General features: G+C 74.3%; 15 protein-coding genes and 1 pseudogene. 8 read left to right on the top strand and 8 right to left on the bottom strand.

Features of this window, described 5'->3' with window-relative positions:
* Nucleotides 1-28 precede the first annotated feature (28 nt).
* Genes FHS34_RS00960 through FHS34_RS00975 form a run of 4 tightly spaced genes read right to left on the bottom strand, consistent with a single transcriptional unit; the run spans nt 29 to nt 5,058 of the window.
* Nucleotides 29-1,366 carry an AAA domain-containing protein gene (locus FHS34_RS00960; protein ID WP_184958494.1) on the bottom strand — a complete coding sequence of 446 codons (1,338 nt, stop codon included), beginning with the start codon at nt 1,364-1,366 and terminating at the stop codon, nt 29-31.
* Complete coding sequence (locus FHS34_RS00965) at nt 1,363-2,952, bottom strand: amino acid adenylation domain-containing protein (RefSeq protein WP_184958496.1); 1,590 nt, start codon at nt 2,950-2,952, stop codon at nt 1,363-1,365. The genes FHS34_RS00960 and FHS34_RS00965 overlap by 4 nt, the downstream gene beginning before the upstream one ends.
* Nucleotides 2,943-4,217 carry a hypothetical protein gene (locus tag FHS34_RS00970; RefSeq protein WP_372478610.1) on the bottom strand — a complete coding sequence of 425 codons (1,275 nt, stop codon included), beginning with the start codon at nt 4,215-4,217 and terminating at the stop codon, nt 2,943-2,945. The genes FHS34_RS00965 and FHS34_RS00970 overlap by 10 nt, the downstream gene beginning before the upstream one ends.
* Nucleotides 4,114-5,058 carry a phosphatase PAP2 family protein gene (locus FHS34_RS00975; protein WP_184958498.1) on the bottom strand — a complete coding sequence of 315 codons (945 nt, stop codon included), beginning with the start codon at nt 5,056-5,058 and terminating at the stop codon, nt 4,114-4,116. The genes FHS34_RS00970 and FHS34_RS00975 overlap by 104 nt, the downstream gene beginning before the upstream one ends.
* Nucleotides 5,059-5,298: 240 nt before the next feature.
* On the opposite strand from FHS34_RS00975, the gene FHS34_RS00980 reads away from it, so the two are divergent.
* Nucleotides 5,299-5,895 (top strand): histidine phosphatase family protein, encoded by a 597-nt coding sequence (locus FHS34_RS00980; RefSeq protein ID WP_184958500.1) that lies wholly within the window; start codon nt 5,299-5,301, stop codon nt 5,893-5,895.
* Nucleotides 5,896-6,073: 178 nt separating this feature from the next.
* Here the strand turns inward: FHS34_RS00980 and FHS34_RS00985 are convergent, their stop codons facing one another.
* The gene (locus FHS34_RS00985) at nt 6,074-7,567 is read right to left on the bottom strand and encodes an NsdA family TPR-like regulatory protein (RefSeq protein WP_184958502.1); all 1,494 of its coding nucleotides are present in this window, start codon (nt 7,565-7,567) and stop codon (nt 6,074-6,076) included.
* A gap of 265 nt (nt 7,568-7,832) precedes the next feature.
* Here FHS34_RS00985 and FHS34_RS00990 point away from each other — a divergent pair, with 265 nt between their 5' ends.
* The 3 genes from FHS34_RS00990 (at nt 7,833) to FHS34_RS01000 (ending at nt 9,672) form a co-directional block, all read left to right on the top strand.
* A complete protein-coding gene (locus tag FHS34_RS00990; RefSeq protein WP_184958504.1) occupies nt 7,833-8,243 on the top strand; it encodes a hypothetical protein in 411 nt (136 codons plus the stop codon).
* A 34-nt stretch (nt 8,244-8,277) separates the two neighbouring features.
* A complete protein-coding gene (locus tag FHS34_RS00995) occupies nt 8,278-9,159 on the top strand; it encodes a spermidine synthase (RefSeq protein WP_184958506.1) in 882 nt (293 codons plus the stop codon).
* Between the two features lie 165 nt (nt 9,160-9,324).
* Nucleotides 9,325-9,672, top strand: coding sequence for a hypothetical protein (locus tag FHS34_RS01000; RefSeq protein WP_184958508.1), 348 nt, complete (start codon nt 9,325-9,327; stop codon nt 9,670-9,672).
* Nucleotides 9,673-9,748: 76 nt separating this feature from the next.
* On the opposite strand, the gene FHS34_RS01005 is transcribed toward FHS34_RS01000, so the two are convergent.
* A complete protein-coding gene (locus FHS34_RS01005; RefSeq protein WP_184958510.1) occupies nt 9,749-10,261 on the bottom strand; it encodes a hypothetical protein in 513 nt (170 codons plus the stop codon).
* Nucleotides 10,262-10,360: 99 nt separating this feature from the next.
* Here FHS34_RS01005 and FHS34_RS01010 point away from each other — a divergent pair, with 99 nt between their 5' ends.
* From FHS34_RS01010 to FHS34_RS01020, 3 genes are all read left to right on the top strand, one after another.
* The gene (locus FHS34_RS01010; protein WP_184958569.1) at nt 10,361-11,065 is read left to right on the top strand and encodes a response regulator transcription factor; all 705 of its coding nucleotides are present in this window, start codon (nt 10,361-10,363) and stop codon (nt 11,063-11,065) included.
* A complete protein-coding gene (locus tag FHS34_RS01015; protein WP_184958572.1) occupies nt 11,062-12,465 on the top strand; it encodes a sensor histidine kinase in 1,404 nt (467 codons plus the stop codon). Before FHS34_RS01010 ends, FHS34_RS01015 begins: the two co-directional genes overlap by 4 nt.
* Nucleotides 12,466-12,597: 132 nt before the next feature.
* On the top strand, nt 12,598-14,055 hold the full coding sequence (locus tag FHS34_RS01020) for a glycoside hydrolase family 18 protein (RefSeq protein WP_184958580.1): 1,458 nt from the start codon (nt 12,598-12,600) through the stop codon (nt 14,053-14,055).
* 90 nt (nt 14,056-14,145) lie between these two features.
* Here FHS34_RS01020 and FHS34_RS01025 read toward each other — a convergent pair.
* Both FHS34_RS01025 and FHS34_RS01030 read right to left on the bottom strand, forming a co-directional pair.
* Nucleotides 14,146-14,358, bottom strand: a pseudogene (locus FHS34_RS01025) (family 1 glycosylhydrolase); the annotation flags it as partial.
* A gap of 14 nt (nt 14,359-14,372) precedes the next feature.
* Nucleotides 14,373-15,452, bottom strand: coding sequence for a LacI family DNA-binding transcriptional regulator (locus FHS34_RS01030; protein WP_184958582.1), 1,080 nt, complete (start codon nt 15,450-15,452; stop codon nt 14,373-14,375).
* A gap of 495 nt (nt 15,453-15,947) precedes the next feature.
* Between FHS34_RS01030 and FHS34_RS01035 the strand changes: the two genes are divergently transcribed.
* Entirely contained in the window at nt 15,948-17,267 is a 1,320-nt protein-coding gene (locus FHS34_RS01035; RefSeq protein ID WP_184958586.1) for an ABC transporter substrate-binding protein, read from the top strand.
* Nucleotides 17,268-17,600 lie beyond the last annotated feature (333 nt).

Consider the following 17,600-nt stretch of genomic DNA (forward strand, 5'->3'; position numbering starts at 1 on the left):
TGCTCACCGGCAGGGGGCCGGGCCGGGGTCAGGGGCGCCAGGGCACCCGGTGTTCCGACAGGTGGGCCAGGACCGCGTGGTTCGCCTCCCAGCCGTCCGGGAACTTCACCAGCGTGCCCAGCTGGACCGGCTCCGTGGACGGGTAGTCGTCCAGGAGGCCCGTCACGCCGGCGCGGCAGACCACGATGCACGCGTGGCGGTGGCGGGAGGCCAGGACGCACAGGCGGCCGGTCTCCAGGTGGAAGGCGGTGGCGTCGGGGCGGCCGGAGAGCGGGTGCAGGACGACCGTGACGTCGTACTCACGGCCCTGGAGACGGTTCGCGGTGTCGACCGTGACGCCCCGCACGCCCAGCTCGGCCAGGGCCGCGCGGACCGCCGCCGCCTGGTCGCGGTGGGCCGTGCCGACGGCGACGCGGTCGGCGGTCAGGGGCGTGGGCGCGGGGGAGCGCTCCGAGGTCGCCGCGCCGCCCCGGTCCAGGAGGCGGCGGACCACCGTGGCCACCGCCCGGACCGCCTCGGGGTCCGTGCGCGGGGTGTGCCGGGCGGGCAGCTCCAGCAGGCCCCAGCCGGACTCCGCGGCCTCGTCGATCACCCGGTCCGGACCGGAGCCGTCGGACGGGACGGCGAAGGCCAGGCGGCGGTCGCCGTGGTCCGTGCCGCTGCGGAACGGGGTGTACGGGTAGAAGGCGTCCGAGACCAGCGGGGCCGCGGACGCCGGCAGACGCCAGGAGACCGGCAGGCGGTGCTGGGGGAGGTCCGCGTTGTGCGCCAGGAGGGTGGTCACCGCGGAGGCCGAGGGATCGTACGACAGGCCCGCCCACTGCTCGCTGCCCACGATCGCGAACGGGTCCAGCTGCCCGGGGTCGCCCACGAACAGCGCCCGCTCGAACAGGCCCGCGACGGCCAGCAGCGAGTCCGAGCGCATCTGGTACGCCTCGTCGACGATCGCGTGCCGCCAGGGCTCGTCCACCTTCACGTGCGCCCACTTCGCGGCGGTGGACAGGACGACCGGCAGCCCGCCCAGCTCGGCCGCCTTCGCCGACGTACGCACCTGCGGCAGATCGTCCAGCGCCTTGTCGTACGCGTCGGTGTCGCTGCTGTGCAGGCGGCCGACCGGCAGCTCCGGGTTCTTCTCCGCCAGGCGCAGGACCAGGTCGTCGACCTGGGCGTTCGTCTGGGCCACCACCATCAGCGGGCGCCCGGCCTCGGCCAGTTCCAGGGCCGCGCGGACCACCAGGGTCGACTTGCCGGCGCCCGGCGGCGAGTCCACCACGACACCCCGCTCGGTGCCGTGCAGCGTGTCGTGGAGGATCGCGTCGGTGGCGCGGCCGGCCGCCGCTGCGGGATCGAAGTCGACGGTCGTCACAGCACGTCCTCCTCGGTCACGGTGTCCGGTGCCTCCGGCGCGGGCTCACCCGGCGGGCCGCCGTGCGTCCACGGGGTCTCCTCCGGCTCGGGCAGCTTCGCCCCGCCGCGCTGCTCGTGCTCGAAGAGGGTGAAGCAGACCCGGTCGCCCTTCTCCGGCACGGACCCGGGCTCGGGCTCCTTGCCGCGGCCCATCTTGTCCAGGATCCGCAGCACCAGCACGCCGTCGCCCTCGCACCCGGCGTACTCCGCCGACTGGGGCCTGCCCTCCAGCGAGCGGTACACCTTGGCGCGCTCCGCCAGATGCGGCCGGTCGTCCGTGCGGACCGTCACCAGCGGGCGCGGGCTCGGCCGCCTGCCCTCGCTGTACGCCATCACGACGTCGGTCACCTCGCCCGCGAACGCCTCCCCGGCCAGCCGCCGCCCGGCCATCTCCAGCGGATCGTCCAGCGCCTCCTGCGCCTCCAGACGGGCCTGCTCCCGCTCGCGCGTGGCCAGCTTGTTCGCCGCCGTCACCGCGTCGTCCCGGCGCGGCTGCGGGGGCTCGCCGGCCAGCACCCGGTCCCGGTGCCCGGTGAACGACCAGCGGTCCCGGGTCCAGCGCCCCTCCACATGCGCGCCCGCCGGCAGCGCCCGCAGCAGGTCCAGGCCCCGCCACACCGCGTCCCAGGTGGGCCGGGTACGGCTCGCGACGAGGTCACGGACGTCCCGCTCGGCCGCGGTGAGCGCGGCCAGCCGGTCGTCGGCCTCCAGCGGGTCCTCGGCGGCGGCCAGGGCCGTACGCGCGCGGTCATAGCGCTCGATCGCCGGGGCCAGCAGCTTGTTGTCGAACGCCGGGTCGGTCGCGGGACCGGCCGGCGGGCACCGCAACTGCCCGTCCGGGTCCCGCTCCAGCTCGGCCCGGCGGGCGGCCTCGGCGCCGGTCAGGCCGTCCGGCGGGGCGATCCAGGCGAGCAGCGCGCCCAGGTGCTGGTCCTCCAGACCGGACTGGCCGGTCGCCCAGTGCCGGGACAGCACGTCGGTCAGGGCGAGCAGCAGCGAGGAGCCGGGGACCCGGGACCGCTCGCCGTAGTGGGTGAGCCAGCGGCCGAGCAGCGGCACCCGGGGCGGCGCCGGATAGGGCGCGTCCGGGTCCTGCTCGGCGGTGCGCCGGAACCGCATCGAACGGCCCAGCAGCCGTACGAGGTCCAGGCCCGCGCGGCTCGGCACGATCAGCTGGGGCGCGTCCGCGCACAGCTCGGCCTCCACCTTGACCCGCTTGCCGGTCTCCGGGTCGGTCTCGGTGCGCTCGGCCGCCTCCACGGACCCGGCGTACGCGTCGATGTACGGCAGGACGACGTCGGCCAGGTCGGCGAGGAACGTGAAGCGCAGGTCGCGGTCCCGGGGCTGCGGTACGACCAGCAGCCGGGGCGCGTCCCGGTCGGTGCCGACCAGCGCGCCGAGCGGGGCGCCGGTCTCACCGGCGGTGGTCAGCGGCACGAACACCAGCGGGCGGTCGGACAGGTGCCGGTGCCGCACGGTCGCGGCGGGCTGTGCCCGGCCGCTGCCGACGGCCTCCAGCCGGGCGAGGGTGGTGATCAGGGACACGCGGACACCTCCCCGGCCGCCGCCCGGGCGGCCTCCGCGTGCGCGGACGGCGCCCGGCCGGCCGCGCGCAGGGCCTCCGCGCGCAGGGCCGCGGCCTCCTCGGCCGACCGCAGGGCTTCCGCGCGCAGGGCGGCCGCCCGGCGCAGCGCGGCGACCGCCGGGTCGTCCGGGTCGCCCCTCTCGCCGTGGGCCGCCGCGAGGACCTCCTCGACCGTGGCCAGGCCGCCCAGTTCGGCCCGCAGGGGCCGGCCGAGGCGGGTGACCGCGCCGGCCGCGCGGGCGCTGTCCCGGCAGTGGAAGGCCAGTTCGCAGGCCGACAGGCACTCCGGCGCGTAGGTCGCGGGCACCGCCTCCACGGACGCCGTCAGCTCCTCGGCAGAGCGGTCGGGAGCGAAGCAGGTGCCCTCGGGCAGCGCACCGGCGATCTCCTCGACGCGGGTGAGCCGGGCCAGCTGGCGCGCGGTGACCGCGCGCTGCTTGCGGACGTCCACGGCGGAGCCCGTGGGCAGGTTGGAGAAGTCCCTGGGGCACACCAGCAGCACCCGGTGGTGGACCCGCGGGACGGGATCGAGACGGGAGGCGACCTCCTCCAGCGCCAGCACGTACACCGCCGCCTGCCGGGCCGCCGCGCCCACCTTCGCCGGGTCCGCGGAGCCGTCCACCATCGGGAAGGACTTGATCTCCACCACCGACCAGCCGCCGTCGGGGTGCACCACCACCGCGTCCGGCTCCAGGAAGGCGAGCGAACCCGCCACGTCCAGCGCGAGCATCGGATGGTCCAGCAGCGTCCAGCCGCCGGCCCCGGTGGCCTCCCGCAGCGCCAGTGCCGTACGGGCCGTGCGCCCCTCGGGGCCGTGTGCGGTCAGGTCGGGCACGGCCGCGCCGGCCGGCGGTTCCGCGCCCGGGTCGAGCCGGGCGTGCGCCAGCCGCAGCAGCTCCGCGCCGCCGTCCGCCTTCACCCGTGCCTCGAACGCGTTGCCCCGGGTCAGCGCGAACTGGGACTGTCCGAAACCGGAGGGCGCGCCCAGCGCGCCGGCCAGCCGGGCCTTGTCCACCCCGGCGCCGTCCAGGATCGCCCGCCGGGCACACCCCGGGTTGGCCGCGAGCGCCGCGAGAGCGCGCGCGTCCAGGGACTTGGCCGGCACGTCGGGACCGCGCAGCTCAGCGAGCCGGTGCCGGAGCCTCTTCTCCCGCGTCGGTGGGGGAGGCGTCCGGTCCGGCCGCGGGGTCGAGCTGCGACTCGCGCTGCCGTGGAATTCGCTCACCCGCGGAAGTCTGGCATCCGGCACTGACAATCGGGGAACCCGCGGTCGGCGTGACCGGTGCGGTGCGGCGCGACAGCCGGACCCGGAGCAGGTTCGCGGCCCGCATCACACGCGGTGCCAGCAGGAGACCGACGCCCATCACGGCGACGCCCGCGACCGCGTCCAGGAAGTAGTGGTTGGCGGTGCCCATGACCACGAGCGCGGTCACCAGCGGGTAGAGGACGCCGAGGACCTTCGTCAGGCGGGTGCCGCCGTACCGCCACAGCATCACACCGCACCACAGCGCCCAGCCCACGTGCAGACTCGGCATGGCCGCGTACTGGTTGGTCATGCCGCCCATGCCGCGCGGGGCGCTGGCCTCGCCGCCCCACCAGCCGTACGAGCTGTACTGGGCCATCGTGTCCACGAAGCCGTGGTCCGCCGAGAGCAGGCGGGGCGGGCAGGTCGGCAGCAGCGTGAAGCCGATCAGGCCGATGAACGTGGACGCCATCAGCCAGGTGCGCGCCGCGCGGTAGTGCCGGGCGTGCACGCGGAACAGCCACACCAGGATGACGGGCGTGACCAGGTAGTGCAGCGAGGCGTACCAGAAGTCGGCCGGCACCCCGAGCCAGGTCTCCCGGGTGAACAGCCGGTTCAGCGGGTGCTCGGCGTTGAGGTGCAGTGCCTTCTCGACGCGCAGGATCGTCAGGCCGTGGTCGACGGCGCCGGCGACGTCACCGCGCGCGAGGAGCCGGCCGGCCGAGTAGCAGCCGTAGACCAGCAGGATCAGCGGCAGCTCGGTCCACCAGCGCAGCCGGGATCGGGGGGCCACCTCGGTGCCCGGTGTCTCGGTCTGCGGCAATCCGATCGCCCTCCCCCTTCTGCTGTGCGGTGCGCCCCGGCGGGCGACCGTGCCACTTTACGGTGTCCCTACGACGCCCATGCGGGGTGCTCCGTCATCCCCGGCGCGGGCTCAGCTCTCGAAGACGCCGGGATCGCCCGCCGGGTTGCCTGTGAGTGGCGTGCGCGATGATGGAGGAACCGAATCCAGTTGTCGTTTCCGTGATGTCCACCTGGCGTCACGCTCCCGGAGAGGTCTCCCATGGCACCGCGCATCCTGCTGGCCCGGCACGGACAGACGGCATGGTCACTGTCCGGCAAGCACACCGGTAGGACCGACGTACCGCTGCTGGAGGAGGGCCGGCGCGGGGCCAAGCTGCTCGGTGAACGGCTGCACCGTCCCCCGCTGGACGGGCTGGACGGCGTGGAGGTGCGCACCAGCCCGCTCTCACGCGCGCGTGAGACATGCGAGCTCGCCGGGTTCGGTGAGCGTGCCGAGCGCTGGGACACGCTGATGGAGTGGGACTACGGCGCGTACGAGGGGATGACGCCGGCCGAGATCCAGGCGGTCCGGCCGGGCTGGCTGATCTGGCGGGACGGGGTTCCCGGGGGCGAGACCGTGGCCGACGTCACCGCGCGCGCGGACGAGGTGGTGTCCTGGGCCCGCTCGGCCGACCGTGACGTCCTGGTCTTCGCCCACGGCCACATCCTGCGGTCCGTCGGCGCCCGGTGGCTGGGCCTGCCCCTGGACTTCGGAGCCCGCATACGCCTGAATCCGACCTCGCTGTCCGTCCTCGGCTGGGCCTACGGCGAACCGGCCCTCGAAAGCTGGAACGACACAGGCCACCTCGCAACCTGACCGCCCCCAGCAGCCGTCGGCCCCGCGCCCCCGAAGGGGCGCGGGGAACTGCGCGACAAGCCACCACCAACCCGGGGACCGGCGACCACAGACGGCCCCACCCCGCGCCCGGAACCAGCCCTGGCCCAGCACGGCCCGGGGACCGGCGACCACAGGGCACCCCACCCCGGTCCCGGAACTAGGCCTTCCCCACTCGCGGCGTGGACGCGTGCCGGTCCAGGAACTCCGAGACCCCCGACGCCCGCCGATGCGGCAACAGCACCCGTGCCGTCCCCGCCAGCATGCCCTGGATGCGCGAGGACTGGACCTGGTCCAGCAGGCACAGCACCCGCAGCCCCGCCTCCGCCGCCTCGTCGGGACGCCCCTCACGGGCGAGATCGTCGGCCAGCTCGGCCGTGTAGAGCGCGATGTTGCGCGTGAAGTGCGGATCCTGCAGCCGGGCCGCCCGCCGAGCGTGCCGGGACGCCCGCCGCCAGTCGCCCAGCGTGGACCAGCACTGCGCCTCCAGCCCCTCCAGCTCGGCCTCGCCGTAGAAGCTCATCCACTCGGGGTCGGCGTCCGAGCGGCCCCGGGCGAAGTAGGTCTGCGCGCGGACCAGTGCCTGCTCGCAGCCGGTGCGGTCGGCGAGCCCCGCCCAGCCGCCCGCCTCGCGCAGCGCCAGCAGGGACATCAGCCGGTCGGAGCCGAGCGGCTGGGCGGCGCGCTGCGCGGCCTGCGCGGCCCGGACCGCCTCCCGGGGCCGGCCCGCGTCCCGGGCGAGGAACGCGGTGTTGCAGAAGGCGTGCGCCTCCAGCCCCGGGTCTCCCGTCATCCGGGCGGTGGCCAGCGCCTCCGCGTAGTGCGAGCGCGCGTCGTCGAAGCGGCCGGAGTCATGGGCCAGCCAGCCGACGGAGATGGCGAGTTCACCGGCGCCCGAATGCAGCCGGTCGGCGGTGGTCTGCCGGGTCGCGCCGGCGTCGAGCAGCGCGTAGGCCGCGCGCAGCGGAGCAGCCGCCCGCCGGTACAGGCCGTCCGCGCCGTGCCGGTCGTCGAGCAGCCGGATGCGGCGGACCGCCTCCTCCAGCGCCGTGGCCTCGGGGGTCCCGACGCGCCGCAGCGGCCGTTGCGCCGCCGCGGCGCCGGTGGTGAGCCCCAGCGGGGCCAGCGTGGCGGCGGCCACCGTGGCGCCTCCGCCGGTCATGAATGCGCGACGCAGCACGTCGCTCTCCTCGTGGTTCAGGGGGTCTTTCTCATGGGGGTCCCCCCTGTTCGAGCGAAGCCGAGAACGTGGGGGAGGTTCTTGCGGGTCCTGCGGGTCATACGGCTCGAGGGCCCCGCGTGGCTCACCGGCCACCCCGTCGGGGGCGGACGCCTCCGACGTCTCCCCGGCCGTGCGCGCCGCGCGTCCGCGGACGGACGAGCGGGGCGCGAAGCCGAGGTCGGTGAGCGTGCGACCGGGGAACATATGCAGGAACACCCGTTCGTACGCGTAGTTGGGGCAGCGGATCTCGCCCGCCTCCACCCTGCCGATGTAACGGGCGTCACAGCTCACCCGCTCACCGATCTCACGCGCCGCCCGCCGCACCAGCGCCGCGAACTCGGCCGGTGAGCGCCGACCGCGCAGCTGCCGGAAGGCCGGATTCGGCCGGGGTGGCCGTTCGGGCTGGGACGAGGTCACGGTTGACGACGCCATGGCCGGGTCCTCTCGTGCGAACCGTCGAACCATGCCGGGGCCAAGACGATTTCGGGACGAGTCGCCCTGTGACGCCCTGGTTCCAGCGGGCATGAACGTACCTGCTGTGACGGACCCGCCACGCGGTGTTTGGCTACAAACCGGATATCTCATCCAAGATCTGCCATGAAGTGCCATCCTTTGCGGCGCACTTGTGCCGTAGCCGTTGACAGGCTCGCGCGTTGGATCCCATGGACCGCAACAGGGCTGCGTGGTGGAGGCCGGCATGGAGACCAGCCAGAGCGACGAACCTTGCACGTCGCCGTCGTCGTCCGCGTCCGCGGCGGGTGACCCGGCATGCGACCTCGTGACGGTGCCGGCCCGGCAGGGGCTGGAGGCGGTCGACATCCTGCGGCGCGGCGCCGCGGACGCGGTGGGACCCGTCCTGCACGACGACGGCTGCGACACCCTCGGCTTCCTGGTTCCGGCCGGTACGGCCGCCGGCTGGGACGTCCCCGGCAGCACCTGCACCAAGACGGACGGGCGCGGGCTGCGGCTGAATCCCGCGGCGCCGGTGGAGGGCTCCGACTGGCTGCTGCCGCCCGGCGAGGCCGACCTCGCCACCGACCCGGTGGTGCTGCGCCGGGCCCTGGGGGAGGCGGCCCGGATGATCGAGGCGGCCGACAGCTGCCGGTGACGCGCGCCCCCGCGACAGCTGCGAAAATGGGCGGATGGGCAGGTCCAGGAGCACGTCCGGGAAGACAGGGCGCAGGTCGGCCGCCGTCGCGGCCGTCGAGGAGCCGGTCGACGGCGGGCTCGCGCAGCTCGTTCCCGACCCGGACCGCGGCCGGGCCTGGACGCTGCTGATCGACGGGGCCCCGCAGTCGCACGTCGACCTGGACGACCCGGCGTACCTCTCCTTCGAGTACCAGCGCCGCCTCGGGCACGTCATCGACCTCGTCGCCCCGCCCGGCAAGCCCGTGCACGCCGTGCACCTCGGCGGCGGCGCGTTCACCCTCGCCCGGTACGTCGCCGCGACCCGGCCCCGCTCCACCCAGCAGGTCGTGGAACGGGACGCGAGCCTGGTCCAACTGGTCCGCCGCGAGCTGCCGCTGGACCCGGGCGCGCGGATCCGGGTGCGCGCGGTGGACGCCCGCGCGGGCCTGGCCAAGGTGCCGGACGGCTGGGCGGACCTGGTCGTCGCCGACGTCTTCAGCGGCGCCCGCACCCCGGCCCACCTCACCTCCACCGAGTTCCTGGACGAGGTCCGCCGGGCCCTGAAGCCGTCCGGGGTCTACGCGGCCAACCTCGCCGACGGCCCGCCGCTCGCCCACCTGCGTGGCCAGATCGCCACCGCCGCCGCCCGGTTCGGCGAACTCGCGCTGATCGCCGACGCGGCCGTGCTGCGCGGCAAGCGCTTCGGCAACGCGATCCTGGTCGCCTCCGACCTGCCGCTGCCGCTCGCCGAACTCACCCGCCGGGCGGCCTCCGACCCGCACCCCGGCCGGGTCGAACACGGCAAGCCGCTCACCGACTTCACCGGTGGCGCGGCGCCCGTGACGGACGATGCCGCGGTGGCCTCCCCGGCACCGCCGCCCTCGGTATTCCGCTAGGATCCCGCGGCCCGGGCCGGACCGACTGCCGAGGGGTTCCCGGTCGGCCACATACGGTCTTTCTTGATACAACTCCCGCCATTTCGGGACGCTTCCGCGTGTCACTTCGCGATTGCTGCTGATCTGGTGGTCCGTCACTTCGGATGGAACCGAAAGGAAACGGTCATGAGCGCTGCTGTCCGACGGACCGCCTACGCCCTGGGCGCGGTCGCCGCGGTCCTTCTCGCCCTGGTCGCGTTCAACACGTTCACCTCGACCTCGGCCGGCGCCGCGGTCTCCAACCCCATCGTCAGGTCCCAGTACTTCACCACCGGCGCCAGCACGATCTACTGTCCGGGCGGCTACGTCGCCACCGGCGGCGGCGTAGGCGTCGACCTGCAGGACAGCATGTACGTCGCGCGCACCGAGCCCGTCCAGAGCGGCGGCCAGCCGGTCGGCTGGAAGGGCGAAATCCGGCAGCGGTCCAACGGCGCCGCCGCCAGCGGCACCGTCTACGTCGTCTGCGCCCAGTGACCCCGGCGCGCGTGCCGTCGTAGCACCACGATGAGGGCCGCCCCGGCCGACCGGTCGGCCGGGGCGGCCCTTCGGCTCAGTAGGTTCCGACCTCCACCCGTGGCGGCCCGTCGTGCCAGGTGCAGAACACCGACACCCGGTCCGCGCCGCGGGCGAACTCCACCCGGATCCAGCTCTCCGTCTTCCACACCTGCATCGACCAGCCGGTTCCCGGCGTCGCCGAGACGAGCGTGGCGTCGGCCGGACCGAGGTCGAACACCGCCCGGCCGCCGTCGGTGTCGTAGGCCCTGACCCGGCCGGAGCCGGTGGCCGAGGCGGTGGGGGACGGGGTCCGCGGACGGGCCGGGGTGCGGGCGGGCGTCGGCGTCGGCGAGGCCGGCCGCTGCGGTGACGGGGTGGCGGACGGCGAGGGCGCCCGGGACGCGGACCGCACGTCCCGGGCCGCCGGGTCGGCAGCCGTGACCGGCAGGGCGCGCGGCGGGTCGTACGCCGTCCCCGCCATCACCGTGTGCACGCCCCACCACGACAGCGTGGCCGCCGCTCCGGTGGCGAGCAGCCACGCCAGTACGTGTACGAGTCCTCTGCGCATCGCGGGCCATACTGCCCCAGCGGGACCGCGGTGCGCACATGCCCCGAGTTGTCCACAGGCGCCCGCCCGGCGTCGTCCGCATGGCGTACGGTGCGGCGCATGGCAAGTGTGCTCGTGGTCGAGGACGACCAGTTCGTACGCTCGGCGCTCATCCGGCATCTGACCGACGCCGCACACACCGTGCGCAGCGTCGGGGCGGCACTGGAGGCGCTGCGCGAGGTCGCCCACTTCCGTTTCGACGTGGTCATCCTGGACCTCGGACTGCCCGACCTGGACGGCTCCGAGGCGCTGAAGATGCTCCGCGGCATCACCGACGTGCCGGTCATCATCGCCACCGCCCGGGACGACGAGACGGAGATCGTCCGGCTCCTCAACGCCGGGGCGGACGACTACCTCACCAAGCCGTTCTCCGTCGACCACCTCTCCGCCCGTATCGCGGCCGTGCTGCGCCGGGCCCGGTCGGCCGGTGCCGAGGCCACGCCCTCGGCCGTGCTCCGGGTCGGCGGCCTGGCCGTCGACCCGCTGCGCCGCCAGGCCGAGCTGGACGGCGTCCGGCTCGACCTCACCCGCCGCGAGTTCGACCTGCTCGCCTTCCTGGCCGGCCGGCCGGGCGTCGTCGTCCCGCGCAAGGAACTCCTCGCCGAGGTCTGGCAGCAGTCCTACGGCGACGACCAGACCATCGACGTCCATCTGTCCTGGCTGCGCCGCAAGCTGGGGGAGACGGCCGCCCGGCCGCGCTATCTGCACACGCTCCGGGGCGTCGGTGTGAAGCTCGAACCGCCCGTGGACGGTGACCCGCGATGAGATGGGCGCTCGTCAAGGTCTGCCTGGCGGTCACCACGATGGTCGTGGTCGCCTTCGCCGTGCCGCTCGGCCTGGTCGTCAAGGAGATGGCCCGCGACCGCGCCTTCGCGGGCGCCGAGCGGGAGGCCGCCGCGGTCGCGCCCGCGCTGTCCATCACCACCGACCGAGACGAGCTGGAGCGGGTGGTGGCCTCGGCCGGCGCCGACTCGGGGATGGCCGTCCACCTGCCGGCCGACACCGGCCGGGCCGCGCTGGACCTCGGCCGGCAGCGCGCCGCCGCCCGCGACATCCAGGCCGTCCGAAGACTCGGCCGCGCCTCCACCAGCACCGTCCCCGGCGGCTCCGCCCTGCTCCAGCCGGTCGCGCTCGGCTCCGGCGCCATCGCGGTGGTCGAGGTGTACGTGCCCGAGTCCGAGATGACCAACGGCGTGGGCACGGCCTGGGCGGTGCTCGCGGCCGTCGGTCTCGCGCTGATCGTCGGCTCGGTCGCGGTCGCCGACCGGCTCGGCGTGCGCATGGTGCGCCCGGCCCGGCGGCTGGTCGAGGGCGCGCACGAACTGGGCGAGGGCAAACTGGGCGCCCGGGTGCCGGAGGACGGCCCGACCGAACTCCGGCTGGCCGCGGTCGCGTTCAACTCCATGGCCGACCAGGTCGTCCAGCTCCTCGCCAACGAACGCGAGCTGGCGGCCGACCTCTCGCACCGGCTGCGCACCCCGCTCACCGTCCTGCGGCTGAACACGGCCTCCCTCGGTGCCGGACCGGCCGCCGAGCAGACCCGGGCCGCCGTCGCCCAGCTGGAGCGCGAGGTCGACACCATCATCCGGACGGCCCGGGAGGCCAAGCCGCAGACGGCCGCGGCCGGGCCCGGCGCCGGCTGCGACGCGGCCGAAGTGGTCCGGGAGCGCATGGAGTTCTGGTCCGCGCTGGCCGAGGACGAGGGCCGCAAGTGGCGGCTGGCCGGCGTCGGCCGGCCGGTGCGGCTGCCCGTGGCCCGCGCGGACCTGGCCGCCGCGCTCGACGCCCTGCTCGGGAACGTCTTCCGGCACACCGCCGAGGGCACCGCCTTCGCGGTCGACGTCCACAACGGCGAGGACGCGGTGATCGTGCTCGTCTCCGACGCGGGCCCGGGCATACCCGACCCGGACGCGGCGATGGCCCGCGGCCGGGGCTCCGGCACCACCGGCTCGACCGGCCTCGGCCTCGACATCGTCCGCCGGCTCGCCGAGTCCACCGGCGGCGACGTCCGCATCGGCGCCTCGGTGCTGGGCGGCACCGAGGTGCGGATCTGGTTCCAGCTCGACGGACGGAAACCGGTGGGCCGGGGCCACCGGGGGGCGATGCGACGGCGTCGGCCGCGCCGACTGGTCTCGACCTTTAACCGATCCCGATCGCTTCCTTAAGCGCACCATAAGGTATTCAACCCCCGCCTAGAACAGGCCATTTGTCCGAATCCGGCTCGCTAGCGTGCTGCCGCACCCCACAGGGTCGACACCCCCTGTGACCCCCGTGAAGCAGTGAAGGCAGGCACGCGCATGAGCACGCACCGGCGCAGGATCAGTGGCAGGAACAAGGCGATAGGCGGCCTGGTGGCCGCGGCCGTGATCGGCGGCGGCGCGGTCCTGCTCACCGGCACCGCCAACGCGGCCGGCGTGAACGCCGCGTACACCAGGACCAGCGACTGGTCGACCGGCTACACCGCCCAGTACGTCGTCACCAACAACAGCGGCCAGGCCGAGAAGACCTGGACGCTGGAGTTCGACCTCCCGGCGGGGGCCCGGCTCAGCTCCCTCTGGAACGGCGAGTCGAGCGTCAGCGGCCGGCACGTCACCGTGAAGCCGGCCACGTGGGACACCACGGGCCTCGCCCCCGGAAAGTCGGTGACCGTCGGCTTCGTGGTGAGCGGCAGCGGCGACCCGACGGGCTGCCGGATCGACGACACCCGGTGTTCCGCGGACAGCGGCGCCACCCCCGAGCCGAGCGGCCGGCCCACCGAGCCCCAGTCCCCGGCTCCGACCCCCACCAAGCCGACCGCCACCCCCACCCAGAGCGCCACCCCGACCCCGACCTCCACGGGCGGCCCCGGCAGCGGTACCACCGCCTCCGCCGGCTTCGCCCCCTACGTCGACACCTCCCTCTACCCCGCCTTCGACCTCGTCGGCTCGGCCGACGCCACCGGTGTGAAGAACTACAACCTCGCCTTCGTCACCGACGGCGGCGGCTGCACCCCCAAGTGGGGCGGTGTCACGGACCTGACCGGCGACGCCGTGGCCGCGCAGATCGGCGCCCTGCGCGCCAAGGGCGGTGACGTCCGGGTCTCCTTCGGCGGTGCCTCCGGCTCGGAGCTGGCCACCACGTGCTCCTCCGCGGACGCGCTGGCGGCGGCCTACGGCAAGGCGGTCGACGCGTTCAAGCTGACCAAGGTCGACTTCGACGTCGAGGGCGGCGCGCTGCCGAACACGGCCGCCAACACCCGCCGCGCCCAGGCCATCGCCAAGCTCCAGGCCCGGCACCCGGGTCTGGACGTCTCCTTCACCCTCCCGGTGATGCCCGAGGGCCTCACCCAGGACGGCGTGAACCTCCTCGCCGACGCCAAGTCCAACGGCGTGCGGATCGGCACCGTCAACATCATGGCCATGGACTACGGCCCCGCGTACAGCGGCGACATGGGCACCTACGCCGAGCAGGCCGCGACGGCCACCCAGGCCCAGGTCAAGAGCGTACTGGGGCTGTCCGACCCCGCTGCCTGGAAGACGGTCGCGGTCACCCCGATGATCGGTGTCAACGACGTCTCCTCCGAGGTCTTCAAGGTCGACGACGCCACCCAGCTGGTGGACTTCGCCAAGTCCAAGGGCCTCGGCTGGCTCTCCATGTGGTCCGCGACCCGCGACAAGCAGTGCGAGGGCGGCCCCAAGCCCACCGCCGACGCCACGTGCAGCTCGATCACCCAGGCCAAGTCCGCGTTCTCGAAGGCGTTCGGCACCTTCAACTGACCTCCGCACCACAGCCGCTCCCGGCCGGACCCCCGCGTCCCGGCCGGGACGCACGTCCCGAAGGCCCTGAGCGGCCGGCACCGGCGCCGGCACCCCCGTCCGGGCCGTCTCCCCGTACCACCGCGCGCTCGACTTCGGCGTTCGCTCCAGCGTCGTGTAGTCCACGTGCACCGCGCCGAACCGCTTGCCGTAGCCGTACGCCCACTCGAAGTTGTCCAGCAGGGACCACAGGAAGCAGCCGCGGACGTCGGCGCCGTCGCCGAGGGCGCGGTGGACCGCGGAGAGGTGCCCGTACGAGCGTGCCGGGCGATCGTCCGTCAGGCCGACTCGCGGACCACCAGCTCCGTCGGCAGCACCACCCCGCGCTTCCCGGAGCCGCGCTGGGCGATCTCCTCCAGCAGAAGGGCCGCCATGGCGCGGCCCATCTCCTCCAGCGGCTGGCGGACGCTGGTCAGCGGGGGGTCGATGTGCCGGGCCACGACCGAGTCGTCGAAGCCGATCAGCGCGACGTCGCCCGGAACGCGGCGGCCCGCCGTGCGCAGCGCTGGTACCGCGCCGGAGGCCATCACGTCCGAGGCGGCGAAGACGGCGTCGAGATCCGGGCGCCGGCGCAGCAGTTCACCCATGGCCGCGCGTCCGCCCTCCTCCGTGAAGTCGCCCTGCGCGACCAGGTCCTCCTCGACGGTGAGCCCGGCCTCCCGCAGCGCCTCCCGGTAGCCGTCGAGCCGCGCCCTCGCCACGTCCATGTCCAGCGGGCCCGTGATGGTGGCGACGGACCGGCGGCCGGCCGCCAGCAGATGCCGGACGGCGAGCCGGGCGCCGCCCCGGTTGTCCGCGCGGACATGGCCGAGCCCCTCCCGGTCGCCGCGCCGCCCGGCCAGCACGGTGGGCACGGCCAGTTCCTCCAGCCGGTCGGGCAGGGTGTCGTCGCCGTGGACCGCCATCATGAGCACCCCGTCCACGCGCTGGGCGGCCAGATAGCCGGCGAGGCGGTCGCGCTCCCACGCGTCTCCCGTGAGGACCAGCAGCAACTGCATCCCGGCGCCGGTGAGTCCGGCGGACACGCCCCGGATGATGCCCGAGAAGTACGGCTCGGAGAACAGCCGGTTCTCGGCGTCGGGCACGACCAGCGCCACCGTGTCCGTACGGCGGGTGGCCAGGGAGCGGGCCACGCGGTCGGGGACGTAACCGAGTTCCGCGATCGCCCGCTCGACGGCCGCCCGGGACCGGTCGCTGACCTTCGGGGAACCGTTGATCACCCGGGAGACCGTGCCGCGCCCGACGCCGGCGCGGGCCGCCACGGCGTTCAGCGTCGGGCGCCGGACGTCCACGGCGTTCAGGGTCGGCCGCCGGACGTCCGCGGTGCTGCGCGGCTGCGGCTGTTCGGCAGGGCTCATCGTTCACCTTCCGGCGTTCCGTGGGACGGGTGCCTCATTCTGGCCCAGCGACTCGCCCAACCGCCGCGTGGCGGGCGGTGGTTGGCCGGTTGCGGGCATTGACCCGCCCGGTGACCTGCCCCGACGCTGTACGGGAGAGCCGGACGGCGGGCCGGGCGGCCCGGCGGGGGGCGACACGTTCCCGTGACGCGCGGAACACGCTTACGCAACAACGCCGTCTTCAAGTCTTGACACCCGGGCCGGCACCAACGAGTCTTCCGGCATGCCGCGTGGGAGCGGTCCCACGGGGTGACCGAGGGCCCTCTCCCACCGGGATCGAACCACCCATGGCCTTCCCCTCCACCTTGCATGGCACATCGTTGACCAGCACCTTTCCGCCGTACACCGTGTGCTGTTGGCTGGCCGCTGCTCGAACCGAGAGGGCAGGTCCGGACCACCGTGCGCGGCGGTCCGAATCCTGAGGTCCCGTTCCCCACTGGAACAAGGAGTAGTGGAATGCGCATCACCCGCACCGGCGGTGCTCACGGCCGCAGAGCAACGGCCGTGGCCACGACGGTCCTGACGGCCTCCGCACTGCTGCTGACCGGCTGCAGCAGCGACGACGACTCGGACAGCGCGGACGCCAACGGGAACATCACCCTCACGGTGGCCGACTTCGGGCAGTTCGGCTACAAGGAGGCCGACCTGTTCGCCAAGTACCACGAGCTGCACCCGAACATCACGGTCAAGGAGGAGACCACCGCCAACGAGCAGGACTACTACCCGAAGCTCCTTCAGCAGCTGAACACGGGCAGCGGTCTCGCCGACGTCACCGGCATCGAAGTCGGGCGCATCAAGGAGGTCGTCGACACCCAGGCGGACAAGTTCACCGACCTCGGCAAGGTGATCGACGTGAACGACTGGGTGTCCTGGAAGGAGAAGCAGGCCACCGCCGAGGACGGCGCGGTGATCGGCGCCGGCACCGACATCGGCCCCATGTCGCTGTGCTACCGCAAGGACCTCTTCGGGAAGGCGGGCCTGCCCACCGACCGGGAGGCCGTCGCCAAGGCCGTCGCCGGCGGCTGGGAGGACTACCTCAAGCTCGGTGAGCAGTACAAGAAGAAGGCACCCTCCGGCACCTACTTCATGGACTCCGCGTCCGCCATGTACAACGCGGTCGTCAGCTCCTCCGCCCAGCAGTACTACGACGCCGACGGCAAGCCGGTCTACAAGGACAGCCAGTCCGTGCAGCAGGGCTGGAACCTGGCCGCCGAGGCCGCCGACAAGAAGCTGTCCCAGGGCCTGCCCCAGTTCACCGACGCCTGGACGGCGGCGCTGCGCAAGGGCAGCGTGGCCACCGTGGCCTGCCCCGCCTGGATGGCCGGCCAGATCTCCACCAACTCCGGTGACTCCTACAAGGGCAAGTGGGACATCTCCCGCGCCCCCGGCTCGACCGCCGCCAACTGGGGCGGCTCCTTCCTGGCCGTGCCCAAGAACGGCAAGCACGCCAAGGAGGCCACGGAGCTGGTCAAGTGGCTGACCGCCCCCGAGCAGCAGGCCGCGGTGTTCAAGGCGATCGGCGTCTTCCCGTCCAACAAGAAGGCCTACGAACTGGCCGACGTGAAGAACGCCAAGCTCCCGTACTTCAGTGACGCCCCCATCGGGCAGATCTACGCCGAGGAGGCCAAGTCCATCCCCGAGGCGGTGCTCGGCCCGAAGGACGCCACGATCAAGGACACGGTCTCCACCCAGATCAACAACATGGAGCAGCACGGCACCTCGCCCGACGACGCGTGGAAGGCCGCGACCGACTCGATCGACAAGGCGCTCGGCTAGCCGCCCCCGGGTGCGGGGGCCCGCCGGCCGTCCGCACCCCGCCCGCGCGGGCGCACCGCCCGCCGCCGTACGCGGCGGACGGGCCCCCGGTACGCGGCACGGGCCCGCGCGGGTGAGCGTCCGACGACCCGAGCGGCGCCCCGGGAAGGGCGCCGCCGCGGGACCGCCCGGCGGGGCCCGGCAGCCGACGGCCGGGACCCGCCCCACACGCACGTCAGGCCGGGGCGCGGGCCGTTCGCCACCGCACCGGTCCGCGCGGGGAGCGGCGGACCGGCCCCGGCCCCCCCGGACGCGACCCTCGCCCCCACCCGGCCGAAACCTCCAGGGAAGGAC

It is taken from the genome of Streptomyces echinatus (genome assembly GCF_014203595.1).
Taxonomy (GTDB): domain Bacteria; phylum Actinomycetota; class Actinomycetes; order Streptomycetales; family Streptomycetaceae; genus Streptomyces; species Streptomyces echinatus.